Source organism: Maribacter arenosus (assembly GCF_014610845.1).
Lineage (GTDB): Bacteria > Bacteroidota > Bacteroidia > Flavobacteriales > Flavobacteriaceae > Maribacter_A > Maribacter_A arenosus.
This window is the reverse complement of record NZ_JABTCG010000002.1, coordinates 488,938-504,615: the sequence shown is the minus strand read 5'-3', so window position 1 is coordinate 504,615 and position 15,678 is coordinate 488,938. Positions and strand designations below refer to the sequence as shown.

Annotated in this window: 16 protein-coding genes; 4 read left to right on the top strand and 12 right to left on the bottom strand. The window is 41.3% G+C overall.

The features are described from left to right. Positions 1 to 389: 389 nt before the first annotated feature. The 8 genes from HPE63_RS07315 to HPE63_RS07280 all read right to left on the bottom strand — a co-directional run bounded on the left by HPE63_RS07315 (position 390) and on the right by HPE63_RS07280 (position 8,313). Positions 390 to 809 (bottom strand): hypothetical protein, encoded by a 420-nt coding sequence (locus HPE63_RS07315; protein ID WP_188313597.1) that lies wholly within the window; start codon positions 807 to 809, stop codon positions 390 to 392. 28 nt (positions 810 to 837) lie between these two features. Then, positions 838 to 1,425: a hypothetical protein gene (locus HPE63_RS07310; RefSeq protein ID WP_188313596.1), complete on the bottom strand. Its 588-nt coding sequence runs from the start codon at positions 1,423 to 1,425 to the stop codon at positions 838 to 840. 23 nt (positions 1,426 to 1,448) lie between these two features. Next, a complete protein-coding gene (locus HPE63_RS07305) occupies positions 1,449 to 2,150 on the bottom strand; it encodes a hypothetical protein (protein ID WP_188313595.1) in 702 nt (233 codons plus the stop codon). Then, the gene (locus HPE63_RS07300; RefSeq protein ID WP_188313594.1) at positions 2,147 to 2,503 is read right to left on the bottom strand and encodes a hypothetical protein; all 357 of its coding nucleotides are present in this window, start codon (positions 2,501 to 2,503) and stop codon (positions 2,147 to 2,149) included. The genes HPE63_RS07305 and HPE63_RS07300 overlap by 4 nt, the downstream gene beginning before the upstream one ends. Positions 2,504 to 2,602: 99 nt before the next feature. Further along, positions 2,603 to 2,812 carry a hypothetical protein gene (locus HPE63_RS07295; RefSeq protein ID WP_188313593.1) on the bottom strand — a complete coding sequence of 70 codons (210 nt, stop codon included), beginning with the start codon at positions 2,810 to 2,812 and terminating at the stop codon, positions 2,603 to 2,605. 253 nt (positions 2,813 to 3,065) lie between these two features. Continuing rightward, complete coding sequence (locus tag HPE63_RS07290; protein WP_188313592.1) at positions 3,066 to 7,106, bottom strand: two-component regulator propeller domain-containing protein; 4,041 nt, start codon at positions 7,104 to 7,106, stop codon at positions 3,066 to 3,068. Positions 7,107 to 7,560: 454 nt separating this feature from the next. Further along, positions 7,561 to 8,124, bottom strand: coding sequence for a hypothetical protein (locus HPE63_RS07285; RefSeq protein ID WP_188313591.1), 564 nt, complete (start codon positions 8,122 to 8,124; stop codon positions 7,561 to 7,563). Between the two features lie 30 nt (positions 8,125 to 8,154). Further along, a complete protein-coding gene (locus HPE63_RS07280; protein WP_188313590.1) occupies positions 8,155 to 8,313 on the bottom strand; it encodes a hypothetical protein in 159 nt (52 codons plus the stop codon). Positions 8,314 to 8,653: 340 nt separating this feature from the next. Between HPE63_RS07280 and HPE63_RS07275 the strand changes: the two genes are divergently transcribed. Further along, a complete protein-coding gene (locus HPE63_RS07275) occupies positions 8,654 to 9,388 on the top strand; it encodes a LytR/AlgR family response regulator transcription factor (protein ID WP_188313589.1) in 735 nt (244 codons plus the stop codon). An 8-nt stretch (positions 9,389 to 9,396) separates the two neighbouring features. Continuing rightward, a complete protein-coding gene (locus HPE63_RS07270) occupies positions 9,397 to 11,367 on the top strand; it encodes a tetratricopeptide repeat protein (RefSeq protein WP_223198080.1) in 1,971 nt (656 codons plus the stop codon). 9 nt (positions 11,368 to 11,376) lie between these two features. Here the strand turns inward: HPE63_RS07270 and HPE63_RS07265 are convergent, their stop codons facing one another. Then, positions 11,377 to 11,949 carry a DUF3109 family protein gene (locus tag HPE63_RS07265; protein ID WP_188313759.1) on the bottom strand — a complete coding sequence of 191 codons (573 nt, stop codon included), beginning with the start codon at positions 11,947 to 11,949 and terminating at the stop codon, positions 11,377 to 11,379. A 126-nt stretch (positions 11,950 to 12,075) separates the two neighbouring features. Between HPE63_RS07265 and HPE63_RS07260 the strand changes: the two genes are divergently transcribed. Next, complete coding sequence (locus tag HPE63_RS07260; protein WP_188313588.1) at positions 12,076 to 12,654, top strand: MarC family protein; 579 nt, start codon at positions 12,076 to 12,078, stop codon at positions 12,652 to 12,654. 3 nt (positions 12,655 to 12,657) lie between these two features. Further along, positions 12,658 to 12,861 (top strand): hypothetical protein, encoded by a 204-nt coding sequence (locus HPE63_RS07255; RefSeq protein WP_188313587.1) that lies wholly within the window; start codon positions 12,658 to 12,660, stop codon positions 12,859 to 12,861. Here the strand turns inward: HPE63_RS07255 and HPE63_RS07250 are convergent. From HPE63_RS07250 to HPE63_RS07240, 3 genes are all read right to left on the bottom strand, one after another. After that, positions 12,858 to 14,483 carry a S41 family peptidase gene (locus HPE63_RS07250; protein ID WP_188313586.1) on the bottom strand — a complete coding sequence of 542 codons (1,626 nt, stop codon included), beginning with the start codon at positions 14,481 to 14,483 and terminating at the stop codon, positions 12,858 to 12,860. The two genes, HPE63_RS07255 and HPE63_RS07250, sit on opposite strands and share 4 nt — an antisense overlap. Positions 14,484 to 14,495: 12 nt before the next feature. Next, positions 14,496 to 14,936, bottom strand: coding sequence for a deoxycytidylate deaminase (locus HPE63_RS07245; protein ID WP_188313585.1), 441 nt, complete (start codon positions 14,934 to 14,936; stop codon positions 14,496 to 14,498). 90 nt (positions 14,937 to 15,026) lie between these two features. Next, positions 15,027 to 15,632, bottom strand: coding sequence for a HupE/UreJ family protein (locus HPE63_RS07240; RefSeq protein WP_188313584.1), 606 nt, complete (start codon positions 15,630 to 15,632; stop codon positions 15,027 to 15,029). Positions 15,633 to 15,678 lie beyond the last annotated feature (46 nt).

The window sequence follows — 15,678 nt, the reverse complement described above, 5'->3', positions numbered from 1 at the left end:
CAAAAAGTATAAATGATGATACTGTTTGGTTTAATAATAGCACCTGGCATACCATGGGCCATTAGGGTAAGCCTACCCTTTTGTTTTAATCACTATATCAAAAATAATTGGCATTACGACTTGGGGTCCTTTCATTAAATGGTCAAGGCGATCACGATTAAATAAATGCCTACGGCCACCATGCCCATAAATACGATGGTACTGCCTTTTATTTTTCCGAGTATCATTTTTTCTTCCATTTTCTTGTGTTTTAAAATTTTGATCGACCTTAAAAACCTATCTAAAATCTTTAGATAACCAGTTAACCTCAGTAATCGTTTCATCCTTGTATCAAGAATGTTTGTTCTGCTTTCCCATGCTTCAAGCGATGAAAATACGTTCGTCTCATTTTATTGGGTTTCTAGAATTAATTCACCCTTTTTATTGGATATCACTTTGGCGCTCCCCGAACCCAAGCTTAACTGGTCACCAGGGATAAACCGAGTGCTTTGGAGTATCCTATTACTTGATAAATAAGGCTGGTCGGTATACATGATAATAGTGCTTCCTATAAGGGGTGCCACATTATTATCATTCAATTCATAACTTCCTCGAAGCAGGCCAATATAGAATTGGCAGTTCGGGTATTTCTCCAAGATCCCGTTTCCTTTTATCTTTTCAAAGGTGTTGAAAAGTGCTATTTGGCTTATGCCTTCCGATGCACCCTTGACAATCAGTACCACTTTGGTTTCATTGGTGGTCAAGGACTGGGCATGGCCAAAACCCATGCTGACCAATAAAAGCAAAACCAAACCGCTTTTTCTTTTCATAGTTCCTCTATTTTTTGAATCATAGCGGCTAGGTATCAAACCCTTTTAAATTTAGTGCATCTATGAATGCCCAGATTTCTTCTGCGGTTTCGGCGTTCGATTTTACCGACACCCCGTATTGCTCCTCGAGCATAAACTTGATCAGGTATTGCCCTGCCGGTGGGGCCAAATATTTTTCCTTGGCCTTTATACCGTTACGTACCAACGTCTTTTCATAACCATATTGGTTGGAATGGTCGCGCTCAAGCTCGGCAATCCCTAAGTGGTCCCGCATTTCCCGTTTGCCTTTTTCGGTGCTGCCGTCAATAAGCTGAATATCGATCCATTTTTCACCTGTTTCATACCGTGCATTGGCCGAAGACAACCCTTCCAATTTAAAAGGATCGGTAACAAAGCGTACAAGTGTATAACCCGAAAGGGTTTTGGGCGGTGCCCAGCTTCGCCATGCATCCGTTTCTACGTAAACATCTAAAGCTTTGTTGGTACTGGCGGTGGGTGCACTGTTGTTTTCAGAACTTCCGTGCTTATCTTTTTTGCCCATATTACAGGCTATGCCCGCTGACAGCAGTAATAGGATAATAAACAGTCTTGCAATTGTCTCTATGGGTTTTTTCATGGGGTTATAATTTCTTGGCAATTCTAGCCGCTACAGCTTAGGGCCTCCATCTTTTCTGCTATTTTTAGGGTTGCTCCCAAGATATGTCGAGGGGTAAAAAATGAAATCATATATTTTATCGTATATGCCAAATGATCTGGTGAATCCCCCCAAGTATTATTTTGACCTAATTCTTGAATAGCTTCCCCATGATAGTACCAATTGGCAATATTGAGAAATTTTAACCATAATTTAAGATTCGTATTCCCTCGTGAATATTCCTGACTAGCTTTATCTAAATCAATGGCTATTTTTTTTAATTCATCAATACTAAGTTGAACCATCTCTTCGGGACAATACATAATGGTTGTGGAGGCTGCCAAGGCTAAGGTTTGCATACCGTAGGCATCACATGCTGACATCGAAACATTCCCGATTTTATGTTCCTCTTTAAGTCTAATATACGCATCCACGTATAAAATCATAAGTGCTGTACATTTTAGGTATTTGGTGTCTAAGGCATCTAAAATATCAGCATTTTCCTCCCTTTCATTATCCCATGCCTCTTGCCATTCATTCTGGCCTTCGGGGGCAGCTCCCTGGTTAGTTTCGCTTTCCCCTTCCGGATTAGCTTCATTGTACATCTGAGCGGTTTGTTTTAGGGCATCCAACAGATCTTGGGCTTGGGCCGTTGGGCTGCCTATAAGCAGAAACAGCAATACCATAATTGTTGTTGTTGTTTTCATGATGTTTTCTTTTTTCGTGTTTCTTTTGCTTTGCAAAGTTGTATCCCTGTCCATTTCAGGTGCCATTTATACCTTTTCGCCGTTTCGATCTTTAAAGGGTTCAATTCGCCGAAATGGCCATTGTCGTCCGTCCATCTGATGTACACCCTGAACCCGGTGGGTGTAGCATCGTAAATTGCATTGGCCCCATTGGCGCACCAATGATGGCTTTTGCCCTCGAGCGATACCAGATAGTGCGGGGTTGCCGTAAAATTCCCTGCGGAGGTATCAACATCCACATAAATGCCGCCCCTGGAACTCTGGTAGTTGACCCAATCATTTGGGGATGTTTTCCCCTGCGCTATATGTAACATATCTGTAAATTTTAATTTTCATAGTGCATAGTCCATTCGCCTTTCAGTTTCCCCATTGAAATCGATACCATGGCACTCCACGGTATGGGCGGGGAAATGTTAAAATTCCTCAACACGAAGCGTGTCTCTTTGCTCCGTGCGTTCACTACCTTCCGGAATACTGCCATCAAGGTCATCACAATTGCCGTTTTGAAGGCAGTCGAAAGTATCTTCAACCACCTCTTCGGGGTCTTTGTCACAAGCGGTTACCCAAAGGGCAAAGCCTAGAATGGTGGACAGCAATACGATTCTTAAACGTTTTATTTTCATGATCTTTCAATGTATTTGTTTCATGTTTAAATTGCTTTCCGGGGGAAATGGGTCTTAGGGTTCTTGCCAAAAATAGCCCGTAAGACCATTTTACCATACCACGTATGTAACCATCTATGCAAGTGATGTAACATTCAGGACAACATGCTGTTTTTCTGTGGTTTAGGTATTGGATTTTGAGTCCAGGGGGACAAGGAAAAACATATCGGGAAAGGTACGGGAGCCCCTTGGGGTTTAACGTAAAGCCTACCGTTCACTCGGTCGTCTGAACAAATTCCGCCGGAGTTTTTTTATAGGTTTCCTTAAAACACTTGATAAAATAGGAAGGCGTATTGAAGCCTACGGTATAGGCCACCTCGTTGATGGTGGCGTCCGAGGTCCTTAAAATGTGGGCGGCTTGTTTTAACCGTTGCGAGCGAATGAATTCCGTAGTGCTCAGGCCGGTGTAGGTCTGTAGCTTTCGATGCAACTGCATACGGCTCATGCCTACTAGGGAAGCAAATTTCTTGGCATTGAAGGCAGGATCGGCCAAGTGGTCGTCCAAGACCTTTTGCACCTTGTTCAAGAACAGCTCATCGGTAGGGGTGATGGCGATATCCTTGGCTTTTAAGACCACTTCCTGACTGTAGCGGTTTCGCAGGGCCCTTCTGTTGGCGATAAGGTTCTCTACCCGGGTCTGTAGTGGGCGTAGTTTAAAGGGTTTGGTTATAAAATCATCGGCACCGGATTGCAAGCCTAACAGTTCGTCTTCTTCCCCAGCGCCTGCGGTAAGCAGTATTATGGGAATATGGCTGGTGCGCTCATCGGTCTTGAGGGTATTGCAAAGAGTTATACCGTTGCAGAGGGGCATACGTACATCGGTAATGATCAGATCGGGTACTATTTGAAGGGCCTTTTCAATGCCTTCCTTCCCGTTATTCGCCTCATACATTTGGTACCTGTGCTTCCAGACAGAGGTGAGAAACTGCCGTACTTCTTTATGGTCTTCGACCACCAAGACCAGGGGTCGTTCGTCAGATCCTTCTTGCTGCATAGCGGACGCTTCAGGTTCATCAACGGGATCGATAGTGACTGTTGTTTGCGTTTCTACCTTTTCAGCAACCGATGTCAGCAGGTCTTTTTTCTTAAAATCGGCTCTTTCTGTAGGCAGGATGACCTTAAAATGGATGATATCTTCCCCCTCTAGGCCCACGGATATTTCACCCTTGTACAATTGCACCAATTCCTTGACCAGGGCAAGGCCCACCCCGGCCCCCTCGGCAAATTCGTCTTTTTGGTAAAAGCGATCGAATATTTGGTTAAAATCGATATCAAGGGTGTCGACCACCGTATTTTCAACGCCTATATGGGCCTTCCCCTCTTTTTTATGGGCATAAAACCGGCAAAGTCCGTTTTCCTTCCCATATTTCAGGGCATTGGAGAGCAGGTTGGCCACGATTTTTTCCACAGCATCCTCGTCATACCAGGCATCGTTCAAATCTTCAATATCTATTTCATACTGCATGTTTCTCGATTCGGCCTTATATTCGAACGAAGTGGCGATCATGCCCAAAAAGAGGCCGAGATTGCCGTTGGTGACCTTCAACCTCAACTTACCCTTTTCCAACTTGGCCAGATGCAGCAGTTGGTCTACCAATGCAATGAGCCGATTGGTGTTGCGTTTGATCATCGAAAAGTTGGTGTAATCGGACTCGGAGAGCTTACCTTCGGCCAGTTTGGCATCTACCGGTCCCGAAATCAGGGTGAGGGGTGTTCGGAATTCATGGGAAATATCGGTGTAGAGTTTCGATTTAAAATCGTTGAGGCGTTTTAGCCGTTGGGCCTCCTCTTCCTTTAACTGTAGGTTCAACTTCATTCGCAATCGCCACTTCAGATAGGTGTAGATACCATAAATGGCAGCCAGCAACAGCATCCCGTAAACTATTCTTGACCAAGTCGACCAATACCAAGGTTGGGCGATTGTAAACCTAAAGGAGGTGGGTTGCTCGTTCCAAACCCCATCATAATTGCTCGATTTTACCTGAAAAATATAATCATTGGGGGGTAACTGTGCATAACGCACCGTATTGATATTCCCCGAATACACCCAATCCTCATCATGGTTCACCAATCGATATTGGTATTCATTTTTTTCAGGCAAGGAATATTGTAAGCTTGAAAAACTGAAGGAAAGGGTATTCTGGTTATACTTTAATCTCGTTCCGGAAACCATAGGGGTTGATTTTCCCAGTACCCCAAAATCCGTAATCGATGTTTTGGCAAGTATCTGATTTTCCCTAATATCCTCTGGGCGGAACCAATAAAAGCCATCCAATCCCCCAAAATATAAGGTACCGTCCTTACCGCTATGATAGGCCCCGGTATTGAACTCCGTCGCCAGACCATCATAATTGCTATAATTAATTACAATGGGTTGGGTGGTCATATTCGGGTTGGGGGTAAATTTGGTAATCCCCCTATTGCTACTTAACCAAAGACTGCCTTGGGCATCCGGTAAAATCGCATAAATAACATTGTTGGCCAATCCGTCTTCCGTTGTATACCGATAAAATTTTTCCTCGGTAGTATCAAAGGCGTTCAAACCACCTCCATTGGTCCCGATCCACAGCATACCGTTGGGCGAATAATACAATGCCTTAATACTGTTGTTTGTGTAGGAATTACTACCGGAGTCCTGATAAAAACGTTCAAAAGTATTTAACGTTGGATCGTACCGGGCAATGCCGTCTTCTTCGGTACCGATCCATAGCTTTCCATTGGGGTCTTCAGTGATTACTCGTACATTGTTACTGGGGAGCGAATTACTATCCTTTGGGTCGGTAACCAACTGTTTTACCACCCCTTTGTTTTTGTCAAATTGAATAAGTCCGTTTTCCCTTGTTCCCAGCCAAATGGTATTATTACGGTCTTTAAAAATGTTCCAAACGGTATGGGCGGAGAGCGGTATTTTAGAGGTTGTATTAAACGGACGAAAATTCCCGATCGTGTCCCTTAGGATAAGACCATCTTCTTGGGTGCCTATCCAAAGATCGCCATCGTCATCGACCAATAAGCTCATGATCCTATTTGAAGTGATCCCATTGCCACTGGCAGTACCGGTAGTAAATGTTTGCCAACTATTATTCCCAGGTTCATACTGTGTAAGCCCCTTGCCGGAAGTCCCTATCCAGACCGCCCCTTTATGGTCGGTAGTGATCGATCGGACTACATCGATATTGATGCCCTCAGGAGTCTGGTTGTTGGTAAAAGAGTTGAACTTTTCCAAGAATTCATCGTAGTAACTAATACCGCCCCCATCGGTACCAAACCAAAGTGTACCTGAATTGTCCTCGTAAATACACAAAATGTCATTGTAATGTATGGCCCTTGGGTTGTTCTTATCGGCATTGAAATGTGAAATCGATTTTTTTTCAAAATCCAACAAATACAGTCCCCGGCCATAGGTGGCCACCCATAATCTTTGCTTTTTATCCAGATGGATATCCAATATATTTAGGTTTGCGGGAAGTGGATCGGTAAATGCAAGAAGGGATACCCGTTGCAGTATTCTTTCCGACCCGTTTCTAAAATAAAGTCCGTCCCCGAAAGTCGAAATCCATTGCCTTCCCTGACTATCAGTAACCATGTCACTAAAATTCCCAATGATATCCTCACCGTAGTAATCCTTGAATCGTACATGTGAAAAGCTTTGGGATTTTTTATCGAATTCGATAAGCTGCCCATCGGTCGCCATTACAATAGTGCCCTTATTATCCGATGAAATAGTATATATGGGTCCGTTGAACTCGTTCCCTGAAAGTACTTTTTTCGAACCCTCATTTCTAGGGTCAAATTGATATACGCCCTTTGAATAGGTGCCCACCCAATACGTTAGGGCCTCGTCCTGAAATAGTACACTAACATCCTCAAGGCCGGGGAAAATTTCAAAAATATTTTTTTGGGGATTTAGCTTATAAAGTTTCTTATCTAAAGGGATTACCCAGAGACCGCCCTCTTTATCGCGATATATTTTACCCAAATGGCTATAATCGGTTTTCGTGATATCCACGAATTTGAATGGGTGGATGTTGAATTCCCGACCATCATATTTGTTAAGGCCATCTTGGGTGGCTATCCATAGATAGCCTGTACTATCTTGGGCTATGGAAATGGCGCTATTTTGTGAGAGGCCATCTTTGACGGATAATTGTCGGAAAGTTATTTGGTTTTGGGAGGTAACCATGTGTAACCCTAGCAAATAAGTGGCCCAGACCAAAAATTTTGTTTTCCCTGTTATGAACCGATTTGTTCCCATATAAATCTAAAAGACCATTATACAAGTATAAGTTAAGATATTTGAATAACTATTTATTATAGGAAATAAATGAAAAAGCCAGATTATTAAAAATCTGGCAAGTGTTAAATAAGTGTAGTGTTTTAAAATACTGCCAAACCGTACGGCCCTCTGATAAATCAAAATCAATTTGACTACATCTTGCGCTGATCTAGGTAGTTCCCCCGAAACCCATAATCAAGCAACGCTTAAATCAAGTAATTGACATAAGGTCAAAATGCAGTTCTCATCAGTTAGGCTGTTGCTATAACAGTCGTATGTTTGTAATCGACATACCCTATTGAGCCGTACCTTTTTGATTGGCAGTTATTTTATTTAATCATATACTTTCTACTATTTGGTCTAGTGTTTTAATCATAGTTATGTTTAAAAATACATAATTTATACGATAAATTCTATACATCGATACTTTGTATCATTTCCCGCTATAGCTCACGGCGTGAAAATTACCCTTGACAAATAATGCATTACCGTTATTGTCATTATCATTGAAACGTACATTCAAATATCCTCTTATGTTATCGGCATCTATTTGGGTAATGACCAATTTGCCCTTTTTGGCGAACAACGGTTTATCGCCCAATGACTCGATATCGGCATACCCAAAGACCCCATCAAAATTGTTCAGAAACCCCTTGATGTGTTTTGATAACTCGTACTCACCTATAGTGAATTCCTTGGCATTGTCCTGTTTTTTAATATAAAACCCCATAAGCTGTTCCTGGTTTTGCTCTTCTGACTCAAATTTCAAGGATATAGAAGCATAAGGCGTGCCTTCGTCCGCAATACCCTTGCTGGTTTCAAAGGTAACCCTGCCATCCAACAGTTCCTGAAATGCCCCATTGGCGCGCATTGCTAAAACATCTTGGGTCTTCTTGGCCTTGGCTATTGGTTCTAAATCCGAGTTTGTAATAAAAAACAACGGAATCAGGAACCAAAATCCGATTTTGTAAGATTTGAGGATGTCGTGATTCATCATTAGGGCTTTTTATCTATTTGAATAACCGGTTTACTCCGAAGTTGCATGTAAATCGAAAGACGGACTCTTAACATGGTTCTCGCTAATGAGCACATCGGGATTGGTCGTAATTTTCCTGTCTTTTTCCATCCATACGGCAACAATGAGCGCCGCTATCAATAAGGCGAACATTAGTATACATTTTTTCATGGGTCTGTTTTTTATTCCTATCAGTTCATTGAAACATTGATATGTGGGGGAAACAAAAACAAAAATTAATGGCACTAATTTATTGGATGCATTTAACTCGCTAATAACATTATGTATAAATGGTGTTAAAATATGTATAATTGGCAATCAGAAAATTCACCAGCCCCGTCACAAGGGTATTTGTAGGAAAATACAACACCTATTAAGCTTGAAACGCTGCCATGCTGTATTTAATTGAATAACCACCAATCACACTTAAATCACTTCCATTGACACAAAAACGGTTGAATACTCCCAACTTAATTTTAAATTTGAGTATATTACTATACGACTTTTCATTATGCTAGAAGCTATTATTGTTGATGACGAAATAAAAGCGCTCCAGAGTCTTTCTTGGGAGCTAACTAACTTTAGCAAGGAAATTAAAGTAAGTGCCTCCTTTACAGACCCTTTTGAAGCTTTGGAGTATCTGAATAAAAACACCCCCGATTGTCTTTTCCTGGACATAGAAATGCCCACAATGGATGGTTTTCAATTTATACAAAAGTTGACCAACAAGAATTTTCCGGTCGTAATTACAACGGCATACAACCAATATGCGATAAAAGCGCTTAAAAATGAGGCTATTGATTATCTCCTAAAACCCATTGACACCGACGATCTTAAGGAGACGATCGTGAAAATCAAAAAATTCAATGCAAAAAATTATACGTCCGAACGCTTGGAGCGTATACTCCTGAATTTCAATGCCAATACGCATCATAAAAAAATCACGTTCAATACCGATGGCAAATTGCTCTTTTTGGAAAGTGATGAAATCCTTTACGCCGAATCTGACGGGAATTATAGCACGATATTTCTTGCGGATGGCCAAAAAATATTGTTGACCAAAAAATTAAAGGAGGTGAACGAGCTATTACCAGACGATTCTTTTTTCAGGATCCACAATTCATACATCATTAATCTCCATAAAATAAAGGAGTTCTTAAAGACAGATGGGTATGTGATTCTAAGCTCAAACCATAAAATTCCGGTCTCCAGACAAAAAAAATCAGATTTTCTGGATATGATATAAAAGCTTTAATGTTCTTCCAAAACTTCTTTTTTACGAATCTCGGACCAATTTCTATGGGTAAATGGAAATACGTATTTTTCTGTTTTTTCCTTTGCTCCCAACTAGGGATTGCCCAAAACATAACAGATTCCTTTAAAGCAACCATTGACAGCCTTATTAAAGTCCGCCCAAGGACCTATGCAGAGATCGATGCGGCTGTACGACCTTCGAGAAAGGACACTACCTTGATGCGATACTTTGCCAAAGAAGCTGTTGCCCAAAATTATTATAGCGGACAAGCGTACGCCCTTAATCAATTAGGCAGAAGGTATAGGGGCTTTTCACGATTTTCACAGGCCATTCGACTACATCAGGAGGCTTTGGAGGCTGCCAACAAAGGTGATAATTTGGAATTCAAGGTCTATAGTTTGAATATGCTCAGTGTGGTACATCGAAGAAGGGATGCCATAAAATCGGCCTTGGATTATAATCAAGAAGCCCTTGCCCTTGCCGAAACCGTGAAAAATCCTTCGGAGGGACTAAAAAGGAGCATCAATGTTTCCTTGAATGGTATAGGGAATATTTACCAAACCCTTGAACAATATGATTTGGCCATAGAACAATTTCGAAGATCTTTGGAACTCGAAGCGGAATTGGGCAATACGTTAGGCCTTGCCATCAACCACCAAAACATTGGTGAATGCCAGGAAATGCAGGGCAAATTGGAAGATGCGCTCAATAGCTATAGAACGTCATTGGCCTATAACGAAGAGATCAACAGCGATATGGGGAAGGTAATCTGCAAAAACAGTATCGCACATGTTTATATTCTACAGCGGAAATTGGACGATGCCTTGGATATATTGGAACCTGCCCTGCACGCTTCCCAAGAGTTAGGGGACAAATACCTTACCTCAGGAATTTATTTGAATCTTGGACGGGCATACATGCTGAAGGAGAACCCGGCAAAGGCAAAAGAGAATCTTGAGAAAGGCCTTGCCATCGCAGAAGAGTACAATCTTCCCACCAATATATCACTTGCAAATTCCTATTTGTCATCGCTGGCCGAAAAACAAGGCGATCATAAGGAAGCATTGGCCCGTTACAAACTGGCCCAGGAATTTGAAGAGAAAACGGTTAACGAACGCAACTTGCGATATGTTGGCGATATGATAAGTCGTTACAATATTGAAAAGAAGAACAATGAAATAGCGATAATCAATAAAGATTACGAAATCGTAAAATTAAAACTTCGAAAAAACCAAACGAGGTTGTTGATCGGTGGTTTGGCCCTGATATTTTTAACAGGTGTTTTTTACATTCTTTATAGGCAATACCAACTTAAGAACGATAAGAAGCTGTTGACTTTAGAGCAGGCGATGCTTCGTAGTCAAATGAACCCCCATTTTTTGTTCAACTCATTGAATAGCATTAAGTTGTACATTATTAATAACGACAAAAAGAATGCGGTACATTACTTGAATAAGTTTTCCAAATTGGTTCGAAAAATCCTAGAGGCCTCTTCTTTGAAAGAGATTTCATTGGCCGAAGAACTCGAAACCGTTGAGCTGTACATGAATATCGAAAACATCCGTTTTTCTAATGAGATTAACTTCAAGATCTCCATTGACGACGATATCGATATCCATACCATAAAAATTCCATCATTGATCCTTCAACCTTTTTTGGAAAATGCCATTTGGCATGGACTCTCCTCAAAAGAGGGCGAAAAAAACATCGATCTACATATTAGCAAAGGGAATAAAAATTTTATAGACATCAGTATCACCGACAATGGCGTTGGCAGGGATGCCGCGGAAATCATAAAAGAGAGCAAGGTGTTAAAACGGAAATCCGTTGGTTTGGAGATTACCAAAGAGCGACTCGCCAATTTTGCCAGGGATTATCAGAATACTTTTGATGTCACCATTATTGATTTGTTCGACGAGGATAAAAATGCGACGGGGACCAGGGTAGTTTTACACCTACCTACGATTTAGAGCCTGTTTTCAAGCCCCAGTATGTTGGGCGGCGATTTGTTCCAATTCGGCATACCAGTCTTCCCCGAATTTTCGTATCAAGGCTTCTTTCACAAACTTATATACGGGCACTTTCAAGCTTTCCCCTAGTTCACATGCCGGATTGCAAATGTGCCATTTGTGGTAATTAACGCCGGTAAACTTGGTATATTCCTTGACACGTACAGGGTACAAATGGCATGATATCGGCTTTTTCCAGGAGATGGCGCCTTGGTTATACGCTTCTTCGATACCACATTTGGCGATTTGGTTATCGGTAAAAATGACATATGCGCATTCACTGTTGTTCACTAAGGTCGTTTCCCATTCGCCATCTTCACCTTTTACAAAAGCACCTTGTTCTTCAATGGCCGCAATACCCTCTGGGCGAAGAAAAGGTTTTACATCGTTGTAAATATCAACGAGGATTTCCGTTTCCCCATCCTCAATGGGAGCCCCGGCATTGCCGTCTACGCAACAGCCCCCTTTGCAAGCCGTAAGATTGCAGACAAAATCGTTCTCTATAATTTCCTCGGACACTATGGTTTTACCCAGTTGGAACATACCCTTTATTTTTGCGTTCAAAGATAGGGTTTTGCCCTTAGATTAAAATCCATAAAAATCCACCAAAGAATCCTTAATTTCTAACTACTTAACGTAGATTTGCCAATTGTTTAAAAAACGGGCATTATGGAATTGCATTTAAACATAAAGGAAATCGCCACCTCGGGCATGGTGCTTTTTGCAGTAATCGATATTATAGGTAGCATCCCTATTATCATTGGCCTCCGCAATAAGGTTGGCCATATTCAATCGGGCAAAGCCTCGGTTGTGGCAGGCTTGATCATGATCGCCTTTCTTTTTGTGGGCAAGGAAATCCTGAATTTGATCGGTATCGATGTGTATTCATTTGCCGTTGCGGGTTCTTTTATTATCTTTTTCCTCGCCATAGAAATGATCTTGGGTATTACCTTGTACCGGGATGATGCCCCCGAAAGCGCCTCTATCGTGCCCATTGCCTTCCCCTTAATAGCCGGTGCGGGAACTATGACCTCATTGTTATCGCTCAGGGCGGAATTTGAGGTTGAAAATATTATTGTGGCCATAGTCATAAACATTATCTTTGTTTATCTCGTTTTAAAATCATCGAAGCGTATTGAAAGATTTCTTGGCAAAAACGGGATCAGTGTTATTCGAAAAGTATTCGGGGTAGTCTTATTGGCCATTGCGGTAAAGCTTTTCACTGCCAACATTTATGCATTATTTTAAAAAATGGGCAAAAATATTACCGTCATATTAATTGTTTTGGCTATCGTGCTTATAGGTTACAATGTAACCTTTATAGATTTCAATAACCCTTTTAAAGGGAATAGTGTCATAGCGCTTATTGGCATTTTGGCCGCACTCTGTGCTATAATATTGTTGTTGATTTTCCTGACCTCCAAAAAAATACAAAAGAAGATCGACGAGGATTAATTGGTGGCCTCGATTTCATCGGCTTCAGCTTGCCTTATTGTGGGTTGGTTCAATTCCAAAACCTTTTTGAGCATGGCATCTACCGAACCTTTTATTTTGGCATGGGTGTTTGCCCCGAACAATTGTTCGGCCAAGGCCGCTTTTATATAGCGTTTAAGCGGATCCTCAAAATCGTAGAAATCCATTTTCAGACCCCGGTTGACCGAATAATCAACAAACCGCTCAAAGAGAATGTCATCTACCCTATAGTCGTTTATAAATTCCTCTTCGGAAATATCGGCAAATCGGTTGCGATCTTCATCTAAATATTCGAAAACAAAGAACGATAGAAAACCTAGACTATCCATACTTTCGACCGCCTCTTCCTCATTGGAACCTATGGGCACGAATACGTCCGGGATAATACCTCCGCCACCATACACAACACGGCCTTTAGGCGTGGTAAACTTTAGGGAGTCTGCCACTTTAATACTATCTACAGAGACCAACTCACCATTATGATATCTATCGGTAAATCTCTTATAATAATCCTTATTGCCATTTTCATAGGTGCGCTGTATGCTTCGTCCGGTTGGGGTATAATATCTTGAAACCGTTAAGCGAACGGCAGAACCATCCCCTAAATCCATTTCGCGCTGCACAAGGCCTTTCCCAAAAGAACGGCGACCCACAATGGTTCCGATATCGTTATCCTGTAGGGCGCCAGCGATTATCTCACTGGCCGATGCGGAACGTTCATTGATCAATACATAGATGGGCTTATCTTCAAAACTGCCTTTATCGGTGGCAAAAATCTTGTCTATTCTTCCTTTTTTGTTCTTGGTATAGAGGATTAATTTACCGTCTTCCAAAAACTCATCGGCCATCTGCTCCGCTATACCTAGATAGCCCCCGGGGTTATCCCTTAAATCCAAGGTAAGTTTTTCTGCTCCTTGTTTCCTTAGCTCTTTCAGGGCTTCCTTGAATTCACGAAATGTGGATTCCGCAAATCGATTCACTTTTATATATCCCATTTTTGGGGTCATCATATAATAAGACTCGACGCTTTTGATAGGAACTATATCCCTTCTGACCATGACCTTGAAGGTCTTGTTCTCACTTTTACGATACACGGTAAGCTCAACATAGGATCCTTTTTCCCCCTTTAACTTTTTAACGATATTATCGTTGGCCATGTTCTTGCCGAACAAGGTGTCATTGTCTGCCATCAGAATACGGTCACCGGGTAAAATGCCTTTTAAAAAACTCGGGCCATTGGCTATTGTGCGTATAACGGATATGGTATCCCTATAGGGGTAAAAATTTATCCCGATGCCTACAAAATCCCCCTTCATGTTCTCTGAAACCTGATTCATTTCACGTTTGGGGATGTAAACGGAATGGGGGTCCAATTTCTCAAGAATATTGTTCACCGTAACATCGACGATACTGTCCGTGTCGATATCATCAACATATTCATAATCGATATAGTCTATCAACCGGTTGAGCTTGTCCTTTTTCGAATTTGTAGTGAACAGTCTTTCGGGCGAATCATTAAAATGAAGTTTTCCACCAACGAAAACACCTATCGCCAAGGCTGCTGCAATAATCGTGGGTAATATGTAACCGTAATTTTTTTTCAAAATTTATAATATTTATACCATCGATTCCTCGATGATAGGCATATGAACCAATTCAACCCCCGCTTTTTCCAAAAATTCCAATCCCGAGGTGTCTTTGTATCCAATTTTATATACTACACGTTTTATGCCAGATTGATGGATCAACTTACTGCATTCCCTACAAGGGGAGAGGGTAATGTAAAGGGTAGCCCCTTCACAGGACTGGGTGGAGGAAGCTACTTTGGAAATGGCATTGGCCTCTGCATGAAGCACATACCATTTTGTATATCCTTCCTCGTCTTCACAAATATTCTCAAAACCCGTTGGGGTACCATTATAGCCATCAGAGATGATCATACGATCTTTTACCACTATCGCCCCCACCTGTTTGCGTTGGCAATATGATAATTTACCCCATTCCTGGGCCATTCTCAAATAGGCCCTATCATATTTTTCTTGTTTGGATTTCTTCATATCAACTATAACAACCCATTCTTTATAGGGGGACTAAGATACCCGCTTTATAAAAGCCTGACAATACTATAGGACAAAATTAACATTAACCTACCAAGGAAACGTAGCAATGAGCAAGGGTATTGTGATGAGTATGATCAATATTGAGGCAATTTTGATAAAATGGTCCTGTTTTACGTTAAATTTCGACAGCAAGACATAAGCAAGGGCAAGTACGGCCAATACAATAATAAGTTGTGATAATTCAATACCCGTGGCAAAACCTAACAAGGGGGACAATTTTTCTTCTTCCCCCGACATGAGCATCTTAAAATAATTGCTGAACCCAAAACCATGGATCAGACCAAAGAAAGAGGTAAATAAAATAGAAAGTACAAATCCAAAGATGGCACTTTCATCGGTAGTGCTTTCGGGTTTGAATAAAACAAAGACCAAATTGAGAAGTGCCGTAAATAGGATAGTAATCGGGATGAAAAATTCTATCAATGCAGTGTCCACAACCGCTATCCCATAAACCGACAACCCCAAGGAAAGACAATGTGTAAAGGTGAATATTGAGACCAACACCAGTAATTTCTTCCAGCTTCTAAAAGTAAATGGCACACTCAATGCGACCAAAAACAGAATATGGTCATAGGCCGAAAGGTCCAACACATGATTAAGCCCCAATTTGATATAAAACCAGATATTTTCCATTTAGTCCTTGCTATTGGTTTCTTTGTCTTTGGTATGTTCCATAACT